Annotated in this window: 17 protein-coding genes; 9 read left to right on the forward strand and 8 right to left on the reverse strand. The window is 69.8% G+C overall.

Annotated elements, in window-relative coordinates; all coding sequences use genetic code 11:
- Positions 1–110 precede the first annotated feature (110 nt).
- Both disA and radA read right to left on the reverse strand, forming a co-directional pair.
- The gene (disA, locus tag ABZZ22_RS22205) at positions 111–1193 is read right to left on the reverse strand and encodes a DNA integrity scanning diadenylate cyclase DisA (protein WP_354935997.1); all 1083 of its coding nucleotides are present in this window, start codon (positions 1191–1193) and stop codon (positions 111–113) included.
- 88 nt (positions 1194–1281) lie between these two features.
- Positions 1282–2667, reverse strand: a complete 1386-nt coding sequence (gene radA, locus ABZZ22_RS22210) for a DNA repair protein RadA (RefSeq protein WP_354936000.1) — start codon at positions 2665–2667, stop codon at positions 1282–1284.
- 233 nt (positions 2668–2900) lie between these two features.
- On the opposite strand from radA, the gene ABZZ22_RS22215 reads away from it, so the two are divergent.
- Entirely contained in the window at positions 2901–3932 is a 1032-nt protein-coding gene (locus ABZZ22_RS22215; protein ID WP_354936079.1) for a LacI family DNA-binding transcriptional regulator, read from the forward strand.
- A 28-nt stretch (positions 3933–3960) separates the two neighbouring features.
- On the forward strand, positions 3961–5154 hold the full coding sequence (locus ABZZ22_RS22220) for an FAD-dependent oxidoreductase (protein WP_354936003.1): 1194 nt from the start codon (positions 3961–3963) through the stop codon (positions 5152–5154).
- 99 nt (positions 5155–5253) lie between these two features.
- Here ABZZ22_RS22220 and ABZZ22_RS22225 read toward each other — a convergent pair whose 3' ends face one another.
- On the reverse strand, positions 5254–6018 hold the full coding sequence (locus tag ABZZ22_RS22225; RefSeq protein WP_354936006.1) for a D-Ala-D-Ala carboxypeptidase family metallohydrolase: 765 nt from the start codon (positions 6016–6018) through the stop codon (positions 5254–5256).
- Positions 6019–6117: 99 nt separating this feature from the next.
- Positions 6118–6846, reverse strand: coding sequence for an SDR family oxidoreductase (locus ABZZ22_RS22230; protein ID WP_354936009.1), 729 nt, complete (start codon positions 6844–6846; stop codon positions 6118–6120).
- Between the two features lie 101 nt (positions 6847–6947).
- On the opposite strand from ABZZ22_RS22230, the gene ABZZ22_RS22235 reads away from it, so the two are divergent.
- The gene (locus tag ABZZ22_RS22235) at positions 6948–7793 is read left to right on the forward strand and encodes a LysR family transcriptional regulator (RefSeq protein WP_354936012.1); all 846 of its coding nucleotides are present in this window, start codon (positions 6948–6950) and stop codon (positions 7791–7793) included.
- Positions 7794–7855: 62 nt separating this feature from the next.
- Here the strand turns inward: ABZZ22_RS22235 and ABZZ22_RS22240 are convergent, their stop codons facing one another.
- The 3 genes from ABZZ22_RS22240 to ABZZ22_RS22250 form a co-directional block, all read right to left on the reverse strand.
- The gene (locus ABZZ22_RS22240) at positions 7856–8446 is read right to left on the reverse strand and encodes a class I SAM-dependent methyltransferase (RefSeq protein WP_354936015.1); all 591 of its coding nucleotides are present in this window, start codon (positions 8444–8446) and stop codon (positions 7856–7858) included.
- A gap of 119 nt (positions 8447–8565) precedes the next feature.
- Entirely contained in the window at positions 8566–9222 is a 657-nt protein-coding gene (locus ABZZ22_RS22245) for a VOC family protein (RefSeq protein WP_354936018.1), read from the reverse strand.
- 89 nt (positions 9223–9311) lie between these two features.
- Complete coding sequence (locus ABZZ22_RS22250) at positions 9312–10073, reverse strand: hypothetical protein (RefSeq protein WP_354936021.1); 762 nt, start codon at positions 10071–10073, stop codon at positions 9312–9314.
- Between the two features lie 220 nt (positions 10074–10293).
- Here ABZZ22_RS22250 and ABZZ22_RS22255 point away from each other — a divergent pair, with 220 nt between their 5' ends.
- From ABZZ22_RS22255 to ABZZ22_RS22265, 3 genes are read left to right on the forward strand one after another with little or no spacing between them, the layout of a single operon-like run.
- Positions 10294–11610 (forward strand): MFS transporter, encoded by a 1317-nt coding sequence (locus ABZZ22_RS22255; RefSeq protein ID WP_354936023.1) that lies wholly within the window; start codon positions 10294–10296, stop codon positions 11608–11610.
- 4 nt (positions 11611–11614) lie between these two features.
- Positions 11615–12556, forward strand: a complete 942-nt coding sequence (locus ABZZ22_RS22260; protein ID WP_354936025.1) for a Ppx/GppA phosphatase family protein — start codon at positions 11615–11617, stop codon at positions 12554–12556.
- 10 nt (positions 12557–12566) lie between these two features.
- Positions 12567–13337, forward strand: a complete 771-nt coding sequence (locus ABZZ22_RS22265; protein WP_354936027.1) for a sugar phosphate isomerase/epimerase — start codon at positions 12567–12569, stop codon at positions 13335–13337.
- 13 nt (positions 13338–13350) lie between these two features.
- On the opposite strand, the gene ABZZ22_RS22270 is transcribed toward ABZZ22_RS22265, so the two are convergent.
- Positions 13351–14556, reverse strand: a complete 1206-nt coding sequence (locus ABZZ22_RS22270; RefSeq protein WP_354936030.1) for an MFS transporter — start codon at positions 14554–14556, stop codon at positions 13351–13353.
- Positions 14557–14630: 74 nt separating this feature from the next.
- On the opposite strand from ABZZ22_RS22270, the gene ABZZ22_RS22275 reads away from it, so the two are divergent.
- The 3 genes from ABZZ22_RS22275 to ABZZ22_RS22285 are packed head-to-tail and all read left to right on the forward strand — an operon-like array spanning position 14631 to position 17321.
- Positions 14631–15818, forward strand: coding sequence for a heparan-alpha-glucosaminide N-acetyltransferase domain-containing protein (locus tag ABZZ22_RS22275; protein ID WP_354936033.1), 1188 nt, complete (start codon positions 14631–14633; stop codon positions 15816–15818).
- A 52-nt stretch (positions 15819–15870) separates the two neighbouring features.
- Entirely contained in the window at positions 15871–16587 is a 717-nt protein-coding gene (gene ccmA / locus ABZZ22_RS22280) for a heme ABC exporter ATP-binding protein CcmA (RefSeq protein ID WP_354936036.1), read from the forward strand.
- Positions 16584–17321 (forward strand): ABC transporter permease, encoded by a 738-nt coding sequence (locus tag ABZZ22_RS22285; RefSeq protein WP_354936039.1) that lies wholly within the window; start codon positions 16584–16586, stop codon positions 17319–17321. The genes ccmA and ABZZ22_RS22285 overlap by 4 nt, the downstream gene beginning before the upstream one ends.
- Positions 17322–17367 lie beyond the last annotated feature (46 nt).

The raw sequence follows: 17367 nt of genomic DNA on the forward strand, positions 1-17367 counted from the left end.
GCCGCAGTAGAGGTCCCACACCGAACCCGGCGACACCGAGGAGACCAGGTCGCGGCTCGGACGACGGGAGTGACGCTTCGGCCGACGCGGGTGACGCCTCGGCAGGAGTGTCAGACGTAGCGCTCGAGGATGGTGGACTCGGCGAGGCGGGAGAGGCCCTCGCGTACGGAGCGGGCACGGAGCTCGCCGACACCTTCGACGGCCTGTAGGTCGTCGACGCTGGCGGAGAGGAGCTTCTGGAGGGTGCCGAAGTGGTCGACGAGGCGGTCGACGACGGCGGGTGGGAGGCGGGGGACCTTCGCCAGGAGGCGGTAGCCGCGCGGGGCGACGGCGCCGTCGAGAGCGTCGGAGGTGGTCAGGCCCAGGACTCGGGCGGTGGCTGCGGGGTCGACGAGCTCGGCGGAGTTGAGCGCCTCGAGCTCGGCCAAGAGCTCCTCGGGGCTGCGGGAGCGACGGCCGCGCGGGAGATAGTCGCGGATGACCATCTCGCGCTCGGCGTCGACACCGGTGATGAGCTCCTCCAGCTGGAGGGAGAGCAGTCGGCCGTCGGTGCCGAGCTCGAGGACGTAGTCCTCGATCTCGCGGGCGATGCGGGTGACCATCTCGAGGCGCTGCGCCACCACGGCGACGTCGCGCACGGTCACCAGGTCTTCGATCTCCAGCGCCGACAAGGTCGATGCGACCTCGTCGAGCCGCAGCTTGTAGCGCTCCAGGGTCGCCAGCGCCTGGTTGGCGCGGGAGAGGATCTGACCGGAGTCCTCGAGGACGTGGCGGGTCTGCCCGACGTAGGCGGCGATGATCTGCATCGACTGGGACACCGAGATCACCGGGTGACCGGTCTGCTTCGCGACCCGGTCGGCGGTGCGGTGCCGGGTGCCTGTCTCGGTCGAGGGGATGGTGTGGTCGGGCATCAGGTGGACGGCGGCCTGCACGATGCGGCTCAGCGAGTCGTCGACGATGATCGCCCCGTCCATCTTGGCGAGCTCGCGCAGGCCGGTGGAGGTGAACGGGACATCGAGCGTGAAGCCCCCGGTCGAGATCCCATCGACCATGTTGTCGTAGCCGAGCACGATCAGCGCGCCGGTGCGGCCCCGAAGGATCCGCTCGAGCCCGTCACGCAGCGGTGTCCCGGGCGCGATGAGAGCGAGCGTCTCGCGCAGTCGGATGGAGTCCGCGGTGCGGTCGGCGGGCACGGGATTCCTTTCGGAGTGGGATGAGGCGATTCTAGCGGTGGATCCAACCGTAATGCCGAGAGCGATCTGCCACGAGTCACCAAGATGATTACACCAAGCGGAGGAATTCCAGGGCGGAACCGATGCTATGTACCTCAAATACACGCATTCCGTCTACGTCGCGCTCGTTGGGACGGTTGGGCACCGGCGCCCCCGGGTCGGCAGGGACGACCGCCACGGTGAACCCGAGCCGCGCCGCCTCGGAGAGTCGCTGGTCGAGGTCGCGCACCCGCCGCAGCTCGCCGGCCAGGCCGATCTCCCCGAGCGCGACGACTCCACGTGGCGTCGGGGTGCCGGTGTGGCTCGAGGCGACCGCGAGCGCCAGCGCCAGGTCGGCGGCCGGGTCGCTGATCCGGGCCCCGCCGACGGTCGAGGCGAACACGTCGCGACCCGAGAGGCCGACCCGCGCGTGCCGCTGCAGCACGGCAAGGATCATCGCTAGCCGGGAGCCGTCCAACCCCGAGGTCGTACGCTTCGCCCGCTCCTCGGCTCCCAGCACGGTCAGCGCCTGGATCTCGGCGAGCAGCGGTCGGCGCCCTTCCATCGTCACGGTGACGCAGGTGCCGGGGACTGCGACGTGATGGGTCTCCACGAAGAGCCCGGAGGGATCGGTGACCGCCACGATGCCCTCCGAGGACAGGTCGAAGCAGCCCACCTCGTCGATCGGACCGAAGCGGTTCTTCATCGCCCGCACCATCCGGAACCGTGAGTCGCGGGCACCCTCGAAATGGAGGACCACGTCCACCAGGTGCTCCAGCACCCGCGGCCCGGCGATCGCCCCGTCCTTGGTCACATGGCCGACCAGCACGGTCGTGATGTTGCGCGTCTTGGCAACCCGGATCAGCGCCGCCGCGACCTCGCGCACCTGGGTCACTCCGCCGGGCGCACCCTCGACCCCGGAGGCGCCGATGGTCTGCACTGAGTCGACCACGATCAGCTCGGGCCGGCTCTCCTCGATATGGGTCAGCATCGCGCCGAGGTCGGTCTCGGCAGCGAGATAGAGCTCGTCCTGGATCGCGTTGGTGCGGTCGGCCCGCAGGCGCACCTGCGAGGCGGACTCCTCACCGGTCACGTACAGCGCGCGGCGTCCGTAGCGCGCCGTCTGCGCGGCCACCTCCAGAAGCAGCGTCGACTTCCCGACGCCCGGCTCGCCGGCCAGCAGGATCGCCGCACCCGGCACCAGTCCGCCGCCGAGGACCCGGTCGAGCTCCGGCACCCCCGACGTACGCCGCTCCGACTCACTCACCGACACCTGTCCGATCGGCACCGCCGCGGTGGAGACGGGGGACGCCTGCGTACGTCCGATCGGGGCGGCCGCCTCGGCGACCGACCCCCAGGCCTGGCACTCGCCACAGCGACCGACCCACTTCGCTGTCTCCCAGCCGCACTCGGAGCAACGGTAGGTGGCACGTTTGGACGAACGAGCGGTAGCCATGCCCAGCAACCTAGACCAAGGCACCGACACCCGAGCCCTGCCCGGCGCTTGCGCCGGGCGAACGCGAGGGGGTCGAGCGGGTCGAGACCTACGCTTCGAGGATCGGACGGGGTGAACCGCCGAAGAACGAGACGTACCTGGGCCCGAAAGCATCCCAAGAGCCCCGCCTTCGTTACCATGGCTTGGAACGATCCAGAGTTTCACATCGGCATCAAGGGAGGCAGGGCGTGGTGATGCCGCGTTCCGGCGGTCATATCTCGGCCGCTCCGCCGACCCTGGCAGACGTCGCGGAGCTGGCCGGCGTCTCCCGGCAGACGGTCTCCAACGCGGTCAACAACCCCGACCTGCTGCGCGCAGACACCCTCGCTCGGGTGCAGGATGCGATCGACAAGCTCGGCTATCAGCCCAACCGGGCCGCGCGGAGCCTCCGGACCAGGGCCAGCCACCTGATCGGCCTGCGGATGCCCGCCCTCCAGGAGGGCACCGCCAACGCGATGATGGACCGGTTCGTCCACACCTTCGTCGAAGCCGCCGCCGAGACCGGCTATCACGTGCTGCTCTTCTACGGCGACCCCGCCGACCCGCTCGACGGCTACGACGAGCTGCTGCGGTCGACCGCGGTCGACGCCTTCGTGGTGACCGACACCCACCTCGGCGGCCAGCAGACGACCTGGCTGCAGTCCAGGCGGGCGCGGTTCGTCTCCTTCGGCCGCCCGTGGACCCAGCCCGACGCCAAGCATCCCTGGGTCGACGTCGACCTCGCCTACGGCGCCGAGATCGCCACCGAGCACCTGATCGAGCGCGGCCACTCCAAGATCGCCTGGATCGGTTGGCACAAGGACTCCCTGCTGGGGGAGGAGCGGCGCAGCGGCTGGATCCACGCGATGCACACCCACGGTCTCTCGACCACTGGTCTGGCCTCGCGCACCGAGGACTCGATCAGCTCGGGCAAGGCGGCCGCCGATGCGATCCTGGACGAGACCGAGCCGACCGCGCTCGTCTGCGCCTCCGACACCCTTGCGATGGGCGTGCTCCACTCGATCTTCGAACGGCGACTGCGGCTCGGCGAGGACATCGCGGTGGTCGGCTTCGACGACTCCCAGGTCGCGCAGACCGTGCCGCCGGGGATCACCTCCGTACGTCCTCCGCTGGAGGAGGCCGCCCGCGAGCTGGTCAAGGCCCTCGAGGAGCTGCTCGCGACCCCGTCCTACGCCGCGCCGGGCGTGATGCTCAAGCCGGTCCTCACCGTACGGGGTTCTTCCTAGTTCACCGGTTCCGAGCGACGATGGCGTCATGGGAACTGAGGACAATGGCGGGGGCGCAACCGCGCCGAGCACGGACATCGTCATCATCGGTGCTGGTCTTGCGGCCGTCAGCGCCATCGAAACCCTTCGCGCCGAGGGGTACGACGGTCGGCTTATCCTGGTCGGCAAGGAGCCGGAGCTGCCTTACGAACGACCACAGCTCTCCAAGGACTTCCTCTCCGGGACGAAGGAGTTCAAGGTCTCGCACGACGAGGCCTGGTACGCCGAGAAGGACGTCAACGTCCTGGCCGGAACCACAGCCATCGCGCTCGACCTGAACGACGGGACCGTCGCGCTCGACGACGGCAAGAAGCTGGCATTCGGCAGGCTGCTCCTGGCCACCGGCGCCGATCCGAAGACGCCACCGATCCGGGGCATCGAAACGGCGATGACGCTCCGCACCGTCGAGGACGCCCGCCGTCTCAAGGAAGCGGTCCGGCCCGGGACCAGGGTCGTTACGGTCGGCGGCGGCTGGATCGGCCTCGAAGTCGTCGCGTCGGTGACCGCGCTGGGCGGCACAGCGGTCGTCCTCGAAGCCGCCACGCAGCCTCTCCTCAACGTCCTCGGCCCAGTGCTCGCCGAGCATGTGGCCGACCTGCACACCCGGCACGGCGTCGAGATCCACACCGAGACGACCGTGGAGGCGATCGAGCCCGGGGTCGTTCGGACCAGCGCCGGTGAGATCCCGGCAGACATCGTGCTCGTCGCCGTCGGTGCGGCTCCGGCCATGGACCTGGCCGTGGAGGCCGGCCTCGAGGTGGGCGACGGCATCGTGGTCGACGAGCGGCTGCGTACGTCTGACCCCAGGGTCTTCGCGGCCGGTGACGTCGCGCTCGCGAAGCACACGGTGCACGGTCCGCTGCGTGTCGAGCACTGGGACAACGCGATCAGGCAGGGCCGGCTGGCGGCCAGATCGATGCTGGGGATGGACGGCGCCTATGACTGGCAGCCCTACTTCTTCACCGACCAGTTCGAGTTCTCGATGGAGTACGTCGGGCGATCGGCGCCCGAGGACGAGGTACTGCTCCGCGGCAACACCGAGAGTGACGAGTTCATCGCCTACTGGCGACGCGGTGCGACCGTCACTGCTGGGATGAACGTCGGCATCTGGGACGTCAACGACCAGCTCCGTGAGCTGGTCGGGACCGAGACCGATCCCGACCAGCTCACGGACGCCCCGTAGGCCGAGTCGGCTCGTCCTGACCAAGCTCTCCGCCGAGTCGGCTCGTCATGACGAGCCGACTCGGCGTGGTTTTCGGTCAGTTTGAGCCGACTCGGTGGTTCAGAAGCACTGCGACGCGCTGTGGAAGACGCTCGACTGGATGCCGAGGTGGATGTGGTCGCTGTGGTCGGGATATCCCGGCCCGAGCACCTGCGGGAACGACTGGCGCGAGGCCCGCGCGATGCCGCACATGGTCGTCGCGCTGCTGCCGGGGACCAGATCCATTCCCCGGCCATAGAGGTGGTTGCTGTTGGATGCTCCGCCGACCCTGTCGTTGCAGGCCTTGGAGCGGTACGCCGAGGTCACCCTCAGCGGGTTGTCACCGAGCCGGTGCCGGATCGCCTCGGCGCGCCACATCGCCTGCATGAGGTTGGCCTTGACCTGGGCGATCGTGGTCCCGGAGACCGGCGTCGGCCACCCTCCGAAGCAGACGTCGTCGACCTCGCTCCACGAGAAGTGGATGGGGGTGCAGTCGTCGTCTTGGAGGGCGTAGAGCTTGCTGAACGTGTTGGGTCCGGCGACACCATCGGCGCTGAGCCCGTAGGCGGACTGGAAGTTGCGGACCGCGGTCGTGGTCGCCGGGCCGTAGGATCCGTCGATCGTGAAGATCGTGCGCGATGTCGCCCATCCGGCGACCCGGATCTGCAGCTGGGTGACGTCGGCCCCGGTCGCGCCCTGCTGCAGGGTGCGACCCCACGTGTAGCAGGCGTCGGCGTGGGCGGGGGCGGCTGTGGAGGTGATGGCGACCAAGCTGGCCGCCAACGTGATGAGGAGGGAACCGATGACCGTGCCGAGGCGACGCCCGGGACGTGGAGTGAGGCGCATCTGTGGAGCTCCTTACCTTTCCGAGAGGTCCGAGAGGACCCGGTCGCTCCTAGGGTGGCGGCTTTTGCTGTCGTGTACTTGGATTTCAGGTGAATGTAATCACCAGGGAATGACGCCCGCATCCTCGAAGTAACCGCCGGTCGGGCCGTCGTCGGGAAGGGTCGCGAGGCTGATCGCGATCCGGGCGCCCTCTTCAGGAGTGCGTACGCCGCGGAAGCCGTTCAGGTCGGTGGCCACGAACCCGGGGCAGCCGAGGTTGATCAGGATGTTCGTGTCGCGCAGCTCCTTGGCGTACTGGATCGTGACGGCGTTGAGGAACGTCTTCGACGGGCTGTACGCCCCCGAGATCGGTCCCACCGCCACCGGGTCATCGGTCGCCGTCTGGCGGGCGAGCGACCCGACACCGCTGGACATGTTGACGATCCGCGGAGACGAGGAGCGCCGCAGCAGCGGCAGCGTCGCGTTGATGACCCGCACGACGCCGAGGACGTTGGTCTCGACCGCCATCCGCATGGCCTCGATCGAGACGGTCGTCGGGTTCTGCGGCATGCCGCCGGTGACTCCGGCATTGTTGACGAGTACGTCGAGCCCGCCCCGCTCCTCGAGCAGCCGGGCCGCAGCTGCGACGCTGGCGTCGTCGGTCACGTCCAGCGGCACCCCGAAGGAGTCGACGCCGCTCGCCCGCAGCTTCTCCACCGCGGCCTCGCGTCGGGCGTCGTCCCGGGCGCCCACACCCACTTTCCAGCCGCGCGCGCCGAGACCCGCGGCGATCTCGTAGCCGATTCCCTTGTTGGCGCCGGTGACCAGCGCGATCGTGTTTTCGCTCATGCCGTCAAGCCTGCTCGGTGGCCCGGGGAACACTCCAATATCACCTCGGTGGGCACCCATACCTGCTGGGTATGTTTCCAGGTCAGAGTAAGGTCGAGATCATGGAGACCCGCGAGCTTCGCTACTTCGTCGCGGTCGCCGAGGAGCTTCACTTCAGCCGCGCGGCGGCTCGTCTCGGGATCGCCCAGCCGCCGCTGTCACGCGCGATCGGCCGGCTCGAGCGGCGGCTTGGTGGCCCGCTGCTCGAGCGCAACAGCCGGGGCGTCACGCTGACTGACGCCGGTCGCGTGCTCCTCGCCGAGGCCCGCGCTGCCCTCGACGCTATCGACGCGGCCGAGCGCCGCACTCGTCGCGCGACCGGCGACGGTGCCGAACCGGCCCTGGTCCTGGTCTCCAAGGCTGGCGCCTCGACGGAGCTCCTGACAAAGCTGCTCGACACCTACGCTGCCGAGCCGGGGTCGGTGAAGGTCGAGGTCGACCTGTGCGGTATCGGCGAGCAGGGGCCGAGGCTGCGTGACGGCCGGGCCGACATCGCGCTGCTGCACCTTCCGTTCGACTCCGTCGACGGGCTCGACTCGGAGGACCTGCTCACCGAGGGTCAGGTCGCGGTCCTGCCCTCCAGCCACCCCTGGGTGACCCGGCCACAGCTGAGGCTGGCTGACCTCGAGGACATCCCGAGCCTCCCGCCGATGCGTTGGCCGTCGGCCGGTGGAGGGTTCCCCGACGGCCCCGGGCCGGAGATCCGCGACTTGGCGCAGCTCTATCAGCTGATCGGGCTCGGCCGGGCGTACACGATCCTGCCGGAGTCCGCGCGCGCCGAGCAGCACCACGGCGTCGCGACCGTCCCGGTCCTGGACGCTCCCGAGGTCACCACGGTCATCGCCTGGCCGCAGCACAGCCGTTCACTCGCCCTGGCCACGCTGGTCCAGACCGCGACGCGGCTCTAGGGTCTGTTTGGAAACTCGGCGTCTGGCCGGCGCTTTCCGAGTTTTCAAACAGGCTCTAGGGCCTAGAACCGCTTCCACCAGAGGTTCACCGCGTAGTCGACGTAGGTCCCGTCGTGTTCGCCCAGGATCGCCTCAGCGGTCGCCGGATCGAACTCGATGCGTACGACCGCCTCCAGGTCCGCGCGAGAGCTGAACGACCAGTCCATGTCGACGGGAACGCGTGTCCAGCCGTGCATCGACCAGAACCGCTCCTGCTCCTCGGGCGGCGGGACGTTCGGGTAGCCGCGGCGGAACCACGCACCGAAGCTCGAGCGGGCGCCGTCGTTGTCGATCACCATCGCCACGCCGCCGCGGCGCATCACCCGGTCGAGCTCACCGAGTCCCGGCTCGCAGCCAGGGCCGAAGAAGTAGGCCCAGCGAGCGTGCATGACGTCGACCGACGCCGGCGGGAGCGGCAGCTGCTGCGCTATGCCGTTGTGGACGGTGACGTTCGAGAGTCGTTTCGTACGCCGCCGGGCCAACGTCACCAGATCCGGATGGGGCTCGATGCCGGTGACGGTGCGGGCTTCCTCGGCGAACTTCGGCGGATAGAACCCGGTGCCGCAGCCCAGGTCGAGGACGTCGCGCCCGGCCCATCGCCCGATCTCGGCCATGGCGGCCCAGAGCCGACCGTGCGGGTCGAGCGCACGGTTCTCGATCTCGTACGTCGCGGTGTGGTGCCAGATGTTCGGCGACGGGATCGCTCCCGTCGCGCCGGGAAGGTCGAGCCGTGTCAGATGCGGACCTCGCCGTGGGGCGTCACGAACTTGGCGGCCAGCAGGCCGGGGGTGCCGTGCTCGGCGACCCAGTCGATGTGGACGTTCTCGGCGGGCTTGCCGGTCCAGGGGTCGACCCGCTCCTTCAGCTCGTCGCCGAGGTAGTCCTTGACCCGCTCGGGGTCACCGGAGATCTCCAGGTCGGTGAGGGTGATGTCGGAGCCGGCGTTGCCGGGGTGGAGATCGGGGGTCTCCCACTTGATGAAGTAGGGCAGCTGCGGGTCGGCGATCAGGCCGTTGATGCCGATCTGCTGCCAGTGGAGCTCACGGCCGTCGGGGAGGTGACGGTTGCCGGGAACCGCCTTGCGGCCGAGCCGCTCCTCGATCGGGGTCATGTCGTCGACGCCGATCACGAAGCCGATCCAGCCGCCGCCGAGCGCGGAACGGGCCTTGACGGCCTGCCCGAACGGGGCCTTGTCGCTGGCCGGATGCTCGAGCGCCTCGACCACCTCGAGGTAGAGGCCGCCGCGCATCGGGAGGATGAAGTTGCGGGTGCCGAAGCGAGGGTGGACGCCGCCGTCGACGAACTCCTGGCCGAGCAGCTCGCCGAGCTGCTTGGCGGTCTGAGCCAAGCCATCGGGTCCTGCAGCGTACGAAACATGGTCCAGGCGCATGTAACGATTCTGAACTCTCGCTGAGGGAGAGACCAATCCAGGGTCGCTATCTCTTGATGTCGAGAGATACCTCGCGGTCCCTGTGCAGGTCAGCGCGGGCTGGCGGGGTGGAGGGCCAGGGCGGACCTCGACCGGACGTGCGCCTCGCAGTGGCGGACGAGCTCGGCGTACGCCGCCTTGCCCATCAGCTCAGTGAGCTCGGCAGCGTTGGTGAGGTAGACGGGCTCGACGGCGACGTGGGCCTCGGTGTTGCCGGAGCAGTACCAGTCCAGGTCGTGGCCGCCCGGGCCCCAGCCGCGTCGGTCGTACTCGGTGATCGTCACCTCGGTGTACGTCGTCCCGTCGGTGAGCTCGACGTCGCGGAACGTACGCCGGATCGGCAGCTGCCAGCACACGTCCGGCTTCGTCTCGAAGTGCTCCCGACCCTCGGCCGCGGCCAGGATGTGGAGCGCGCACCCCGATCCGCCGGCGAAGCCCGGCCGGTTGGACAGCACGCATGACTCCTGCCCGCGAAACTCCGTTACGCGCGTCTTCCGCTCGCCGTCGTCATCGAGCTCGACCCAGTCGTCGGTCGCCACCTCGCGCCCAGGGTGCTGCTGCCACAGCTCCGGGGTCAGCTTCTGGACGAACGCTGCCGTCCGGGACTCGTCCTCCTCGTCGGCGAAGTGCGCCCCCAGCGTGCAGCACCCGACGTCCGGCGAGCTCTTGAACATCCCCGGACAGCCGTTGCCGAAGATGCAGGAGTACGCCGACGTCAACCAGGTCAGGTCGCAGCGCATCCGCTCGTCCGGGTCGTCGGGGTTGGCGAACTCCACCCACGCACGCGGGAAATCCAGGGGTACTTCGGGCACCTCGTAAGCCTACGTCCCGGGCCCGGACGCTCCTGATGCTGACCATGATCGCGTGGCGTGGCCCGAGGAGCCGACGATTCCGAGGGACCGGGGAGGGGAGCGTATTCTTGTATATGCGGAGCGACCGCTCCGTTTTCTTCGTGTGTATCACCTCGCGCTGGCCCCGCCGGCGGACCAAGGCGGCACAGAGCCGCGGTCCGCAGCGGGAGGTTCGAAAGTGATGTCAGGGCAGGGCGAGCAGAGACTGGTTCGCGCCGTCGGGAAGACGTACTTCCCGCTCGCGCTGGTCGCGCGGATGCCTTACGCGATGATGGTCGTCGGTGTGCTGACGCTGGTCGTCGCGGGCCGCGGATCGCTGGCGCTCGGTGGTCTGAACTCGGCGCTGGTGGGGATCGGCGCCGCGACGTGCGGCCCCCTTCTCGGTGCGGCCGTCGACCGGTTCGGTCAGCGTCGCGTCCTGCTGGTGATCAGCGTCCTCAGCAGCGCAGCGCTGGCGGCCATGGCCTGGGTGGTCTACAGCCCGCTGCCGGACGTGGCGGTGCTGGCGGTGGCGTTCCTGGTCGGTGCGACCGCCCCGCAGATCGCCCCGCTGTCGCGGTCTCGGCTGTTCGCGATCATCTCCGCGCACATCGTCCCGACGCGCCGCGTGCGGGTGCTCAACTCGACGATGGCCTACGAGTCGTCGGCCGACGAGATCGTCTTCATCGTCGGCCCGGTCGTCGCCGGTGTCCTCGCCGTGACGATCGACCCGTGGGCGCCGGTCGTCGCCGCTGCGGTGCTCACCCTGATCTTCGTCTCCGCCTTCGCCGTCCACCCGAGCGCCGCGACCGCGCAGGCGACTGCGGGACGTACGCCGGCCGCGGGCTCCGCCCGTGAGCTCGCTCGTCCGGGCGTGGTCGTCGTCGTGGTCGGCATCCTCGGTGTCGGCCTCTTCTTCGGCTCGATGCTCACCTCGCTGACCGCGTTCATGGCCGACCACGGCCGCCCGGAGGAGGCCGGTCTGATCTACGCCGCGATGGGCGTCGGGTCCGCCGCGCTGGCGCTGGGCGTAGCGGCCTTCCCGGTGGGCTTCACCGCGACCGCGCGTTGGCTCGTCTTCGGCGGGGTGATGCTCGCCGGTGCCCTGGTGCTGCCGACGGTGTCCTCGCTGACCGGGATGGTGCTCGCGCTGCTCGTCGTCGGCATCGGCATCGGTCCGACGCTGGTCACGCAGTACGGCCTCGGTGCCCGCCGCAGCCCGATCGGCCGCTCCGCCACCGTGATGACCATGCTCGGCTCCGGCGTGATCCTCGGGCAGTCCCTCGCCTCCGCGGTCACCGGCGAGATCGCCGAACGCTGGGGCACCGAGGCGGCACTGCTCATGCCTGCGGCTGCCGCGCTGGTGGTCGTCCTCGCGGGAGCCGTCAACGCCCGGATCGGGGAGCCCGTCCCCGCCGTGGCGGCCCTCGACCTCGAGCACGCTTCGGCTACGCCGGCCGCTGAAATCGCCCGCAGGGCAACCTTTGGAACACGAGGTACGCGTGGCGAAGTAGCGTAGAGCCATGCGTCTGGGCGTACTCGACATCGGATCGAACACGGGACACCTGCTCGTGGTCGACGCCCACGGCGGGGCAGCCCCGTTGCCGGCGTACTCGTTCAAGCAGCCCTTGCGGCTCGCGGAGCATCTCGACGACGCGGGCGACATGACCGAGCAGGGGATCGAGGCGCTGGCCGCGTTCACCCGCGACTCGGTGCGGGTCGCCGAGGAGAAAGGCGTCGCCGAGATGCTGGCGTTCGCGACCTCGGCGGTGCGCGATGCCGGCAACTCGCAGGCCGTGCTCGACCGCGTACACGCCGAGACCGGGGTCGAGATCGAGGTCCTTCCCGGCGACGACGAGGCGCGGCTGACGTTCCTGGCCGTACGCCGCTGGTTCGGCTGGTCCGCGGGACGGCTCGCCGTCTTCGACATCGGGGGCGGTTCGCTGGAGATCGCGGCCGGACTGGACGAGCAGCCGTACGTCGCGTGGTCCCTGCCGCTCGGAGCCGGCCGGCTCGCGCGCAGCTACACCGGTCACCGGCCGACCGACGACGAGCTGCGGGAGATGCGCCGGATGATCCGCGCCGCGATCGCCGAGGACGCGGGCAAGATACTGCGCGGCGGCCGTCCGGAGATGGCGGTGGCGACCTCGAAGACGTTCCGGTCACTGGCACGCATCTGCGGTGCTGCGCCGAGCGGTGAGGGTCTGCGGGTGCGCCGCGAGCTGCCGCTGGCCGAGCTGCGCCGCTGGATCCCGAAGCTGTTGGACATGTCGCTCGAGGAGCTCTCCGAGCTCCCCGGCGTCAGCCCCTCGCGGGCCCATCAGATCGTCCCGGGTGCGCTGGTTGCCGAGGCGTGCCTCGACATCTTCGACCTGCCATCCTTCGAGATCTGTCCCTGGGCGCTGCGTGAGGGGCTGATCCTCGACCGCCTGGACCACCTGTCCTTCATCGGAAGTTCCGAGTAGGAGACCTGCGATGATCTCGCTGTCGACGTCCTCGACCTACCCAGAGTCGACCGCCCACGGCTTCGCCTATGCGGCCGAGGTGGGATACGACGGTGTCGAGGTGATGGTCGGGCTCGATGCCCTCTCCCAGCAGAGCCATGCGATCAAGCAGCTCTCCGAGCACCACGGTCTGCCGGTCGTCGCGATCCACGCGCCGACTCTGCTGTTCACCCAGCAGGTCTGGGGCTTCGAGCCCTGGGGCAAGCTCGAGCGGTCGGCCGAGATGGCCGTCGAGGTCGGAGCGAGGGTGGTCGTCGTACATCCGCCGTTCCGCTGGCAGCGCGAGTACGCGGTCGGCTTCGTGGAGGGGATCGCCACGCTGGAGCGGTCGACCGGGCTGCGCTTCGCGGTGGAGAACATGTACCCGTGGCGGGCGGCCAAGCGCGCCACGCAGATGTATCTGCCCCACTGGGACCCCTCGACCGAGGAGTACGCGAACACCACCATCGACCTCTCCCACGCCGCGATCGCCGGCGACGACGTGATCGAGATGGCTAAGCGGCTCGGCCCGCGGCTCCGGCACGTCCATCTCACCGACGGCACCGGGTCGGCCAAGGACGAGCACCTCATCCCCGGCCGCGGCCACATGGGCGCCGACCGTTTCCTCCGCCACCTGGCCGCGTCAGGGTTCGAGGGCGAGATCGTGCTGGAGATCAACACCCGCAAGTCCGGCTCGCGGGCCGGCCGCATCGCCGACCTGCGCGAGTCGCTCGAGTTCGCCCGGGAGCACTTCCGCATCTGACCGACGGTAGGACTCAGTCGTGGGCGGCGAGCCAGGACCAGGTCAGCGAGATCAGCGCCAGAGCGATGACGGCGGTGGCGAGGCCCCACCAGCCGACGACGTACGCGTAGCCGAGGAGCCAGCCGAAGAGGCTCGAGCCGCCGTAGTAGAAGAGGTTGTAGAGGGCGCTGGCCTGTGCCTTCCCGACCCGGGCACGCGCGCCCACCCAGCCCGAGGCGACACCGTGGGCGCCGAAGAAGCCGGTGGTGAGGACGAGGAGGCCGGTCAGGACCATCGTCAGGTTGTCGGGGAGGGTCATGACGACGCCGACGATCGTGATGACGACGCAGGTCAGCATGACCTTGCGCCGGCCGTGGGTGGCAGCCAGGCGGCCCGCGACCGAGGACGACACGGTGCCGCCGAGATAGGCGAAGAAGATCTGGCTCGAGATCGCCACCGGCAGCCCGAAGGGCTCGCGCTCGAGGCGGAACCCCAGATAGTTGTACGTCGCCACGAACCCGCCCATCAGCAGCGCCGCCTGCGCGTAGAGGACGAGCATGCCCGGGTCGCGGAGGTTGGCGAGCACCCCTTCGCGTACGGAGGTGGTCGGCCTGCCCGTCGGGCGGGACCAGCCCTGGGCGCGCGGGATCAGGGTGATGGCGATGATCGCGGCGATCGCGGAGAGGACGCCGCCCGCGGCGACGCCCAGGCGCCAGCCGCCGAGGTCGGCGAACGGCCCGGTGACCACCCGGCCCAGGAGGCCGCCGACGGTGGTGCCGGAGATGTAGATGGCCGCGGCGAGGCTGACGTGGCGTACGTGGATCTCCTCGGCCAGGTAGGTGACCGCGAGGGCGGGTACGCCGCCGAGGGCGAGGCCCTCGAGGGTGCGCAGCACGAGCAGCGTGGTGAAGCCGGGGGCGAGCGGGGTGAGCAGGCCGAGGACGAGGGAGAGCGAGAGCGCGATCTTCATCGCCGGGGCCCGGCCGATGCGGTCGGCGACCCACGACCAGCCGAGCACGCTGACCGCGAGGCCGAGGGTGGCGGTGGAGACGGTGAGCGCTGCCGAGGCCTCGTTGACCTCGAGCGCCTGGGCGACGGTGGGGAGGATGCCCTGGGTGGAGTACATCTGCCCGAAGGTCGCGATCCCGGCCGCGAAGAGCCCGATCAGGATCCGCCGGTAGCCGCTGCTGCCGGCGTCGTGGCCTACCCATTCGCGGGTCAGGGAGGCGTCTACGGACATCGTTCTCACGGTAGATCAGGCGGCATATCCCGGTGAACCTGGCGCGTACGTGAGATATCTCTACTCTTGGGTCGATGTCCGCCTCCACGTCCTCCGTAGCCGACCGCCTCTCCGGTCGGCTCTCGACGCGTCTCGTCGGGATCGACGCGGCGCGGTGCCTGGCGCTGCTGGGGATGATGGCGACACACGTGCTCGACCCGGTCGACCCGTCCGGGGAGCTGACCAGGATCCAAGAGGTGGCCGGTGGCCGGTCAGCGGCGCTCTTCGCGGTGCTGGCCGGTGTCAGTCTGGCGCTGATGACCGGACGTCAGACGCCGGTGCGGGGATGGGTGCTCGGGTCACGGTCGCTGGGGCTCGCCGCGCGGGCGGTGCTGATCGCCGCGCTCGGGCTGGTGCTCGGGTCGCTCGGCACCGACATCGCGATCATCCTGACCTACTACGGGGTGCTGTTCCTGCTCGCCATCCCGTTCCTCGGGCTGCGGGCGCGGTGGCTGTGGCTGCTCGGCGTGGCCTGGATCGTGGCGGGGCCGCTGCTGTCGATGGGCATCCGCCCGCTGCTGCCGCCGCGGCAGTTCGACAGCCCGGAGCCGTCCCAGCTGCTGGAGCCGGGCCGGCTGCTCGCCGAGCTGCTCTTCACCGGCTACTACCCGGCTGTCCCGTGGCTCGCCTACCTGCTGATCGGGATGGCCATCGGTCGCATCGACCTGCGCAACCGGATCGTGGTCGACATGCTCTGGACCGGTGGCATCATCGTCTCCTTCGCGGCCACCTGGCTGTCAGGGAGGCTGACCCGGCTGCCGTCGGTCGCCGAGGTGCTGCTGCGCACCTATCCCGGGACGGACATCGACAGCGCGCTGACCGAGATGAGCCACGGCCTCTACGGACAGACCCCGATCGACGGTGGCTGGCAGTGGCTGCTGGTCGTCGCGCCGCACTCGACCACGCCGTTCGACCTGGCGCAGACGATCGGCAGCTCGATGTTCGTCATCGGCGCCTGCCAGATGATCGCGCTGCGGCTGCCGGATCGGTGGCGCGTCGGGATGGCGGTGCTGTTCGGCGCCGGCACGATGACGCTGACGCTCTACAGCCTGCACGTGGTGATGATGACCGCTGCCGTCTGGCCGCCGGAGACCCCCGGGTCGTACGTCGTCCATGTGCTCGTCGTGCTGACCATCGGCGCGTTCGTCACCGCCTGGGGCCGCCCGGGGCCGCTCGAATGGCTCGTCGGCCGGCCCGCTGCCTGGCTTCGACGTCTGGAGTAGATCCGGCGCCGGAACCGCAGACCCGGCGGGGATGGTGTGGGAGATTCAGAGGATGACGGAAACCGTGGTCGTGGCGAGAGGCCTGAGGGTCGTACGCGGCAGGCGCGAGGTCGTTCACGACCTCGACTTCTCCATCCGGGCAGGTGAGGTCACCGGGCTCCTCGGGCCGTCCGGGTGCGGCAAGACGACGCTGATGCGGGCCTTGGTCGGCGTGCAGGCCAGGGTCACCGGCTCTCTCGTCGTTCTCGGCCATCCGGCGGGCTCGGCGGCGCTGCGCTCGCGGATCGGCTACGTCACCCAGGCAGACAGCGTCTACGACGACCTGACGGTCACCGAGAACCTGAGGTTCTTCTCCCGGGTGCTCGGTGCGCCGATGTCGTCGGTCTCGGAAGCCATCGAGACGGTCGACCTCGCCGACCACAAGGACGAGGTCGTGCGCGATCTCTCCGGTGGTCAGCGCTCGCGGGTCGGGCTCGCCGCCGCGCTGCTCGGGTCGCCGGACCTGCTGGTGCTCGACGAACCGACCGTCGGGCTCGATCCGGTGCTTCGCGCGCAGCTGTGGGGCACCTTCCGAGACCTCGCCGCCGCGGGCGCGGCGGTCATCGTCTCCAGCCATGTGATGGACGAGGCCGAGCGCTGCGACCGGCTGCTGCTGATGCGCGACGGCGCCTTCCTCGCCGACGGCAGCCCGGCCGAGATCAAGCAGCAGGCGAGCGCCGACGACATCGAGCACGCCTTCCTCGCTTTGGTGAAGGGAGCGGCACGATGAGCCTGCGACGAACCCTGGCCGTGGCTGGGCGGGTCCTCGCCCAGATCCGGCGTGACCACCGCACCCTGGTGATGCTGGTCCTCCTGCCGACGCTGCTGATGAGCCTGCTGTGGTGGATGTACGAGGAGTCGCCCGCGCCGGTCTTCGACCGGATCGGTCCGGCCCTGCTGGCGATCTTCCCGTTCATCGTGATGTTCCTGGTCACCTCGGTGACCACGCTGCGCGAACGCTCCTCGGGGACGCTCGAGCGACTGCTGGCTATGCCGCTGGGCAAGGGCGATTTCCTGCTCGGCTATGCGCTGGCGTTCGGGCTGCTCGCCGCGGTCCAGTCGGGCGTGGCCGTCGGGGTCAGTGTGGGGTTGCTCGGGTTGGAGATCACCGGCTCGGTCGCCCTGCTCGTGGTCGTCGCGATCGTCGACGCCGTCCTCGGCACCGCTCTCGGACTGCTCGTCTCGGCCTTCGCCACGACCGAGTTCCAGGCGGTGCAGTTCATGCCGGCGATCGTGGTCCCGCAGATCCTGCTCTGCGGACTACTGGTTCCCCGCGACTCGCTGCCAGGGGTCCTGGAGGCCATCTCCGACGCACTCCCGCTCTCCTACGCCGTCGACGCGATGACCCACCTGACCACCTCCACCGACACCGGCGAGGTCTGGACCGACCTGGCGGTGATCGCCGGGTTCGTCGTCGCCGGCCTCGCCCTCGGCTCGGCAACGCTGCGGCGGCGTACCCCCTGACCGCCGAGTCCGCACTTCTGGCGGGCCGAATCTGTAGTTGTGGTGG

The organism is Nocardioides sp. NPDC006273 (assembly GCF_040613495.1).
Lineage (GTDB): Bacteria > Actinomycetota > Actinomycetes > Propionibacteriales > Nocardioidaceae > Nocardioides.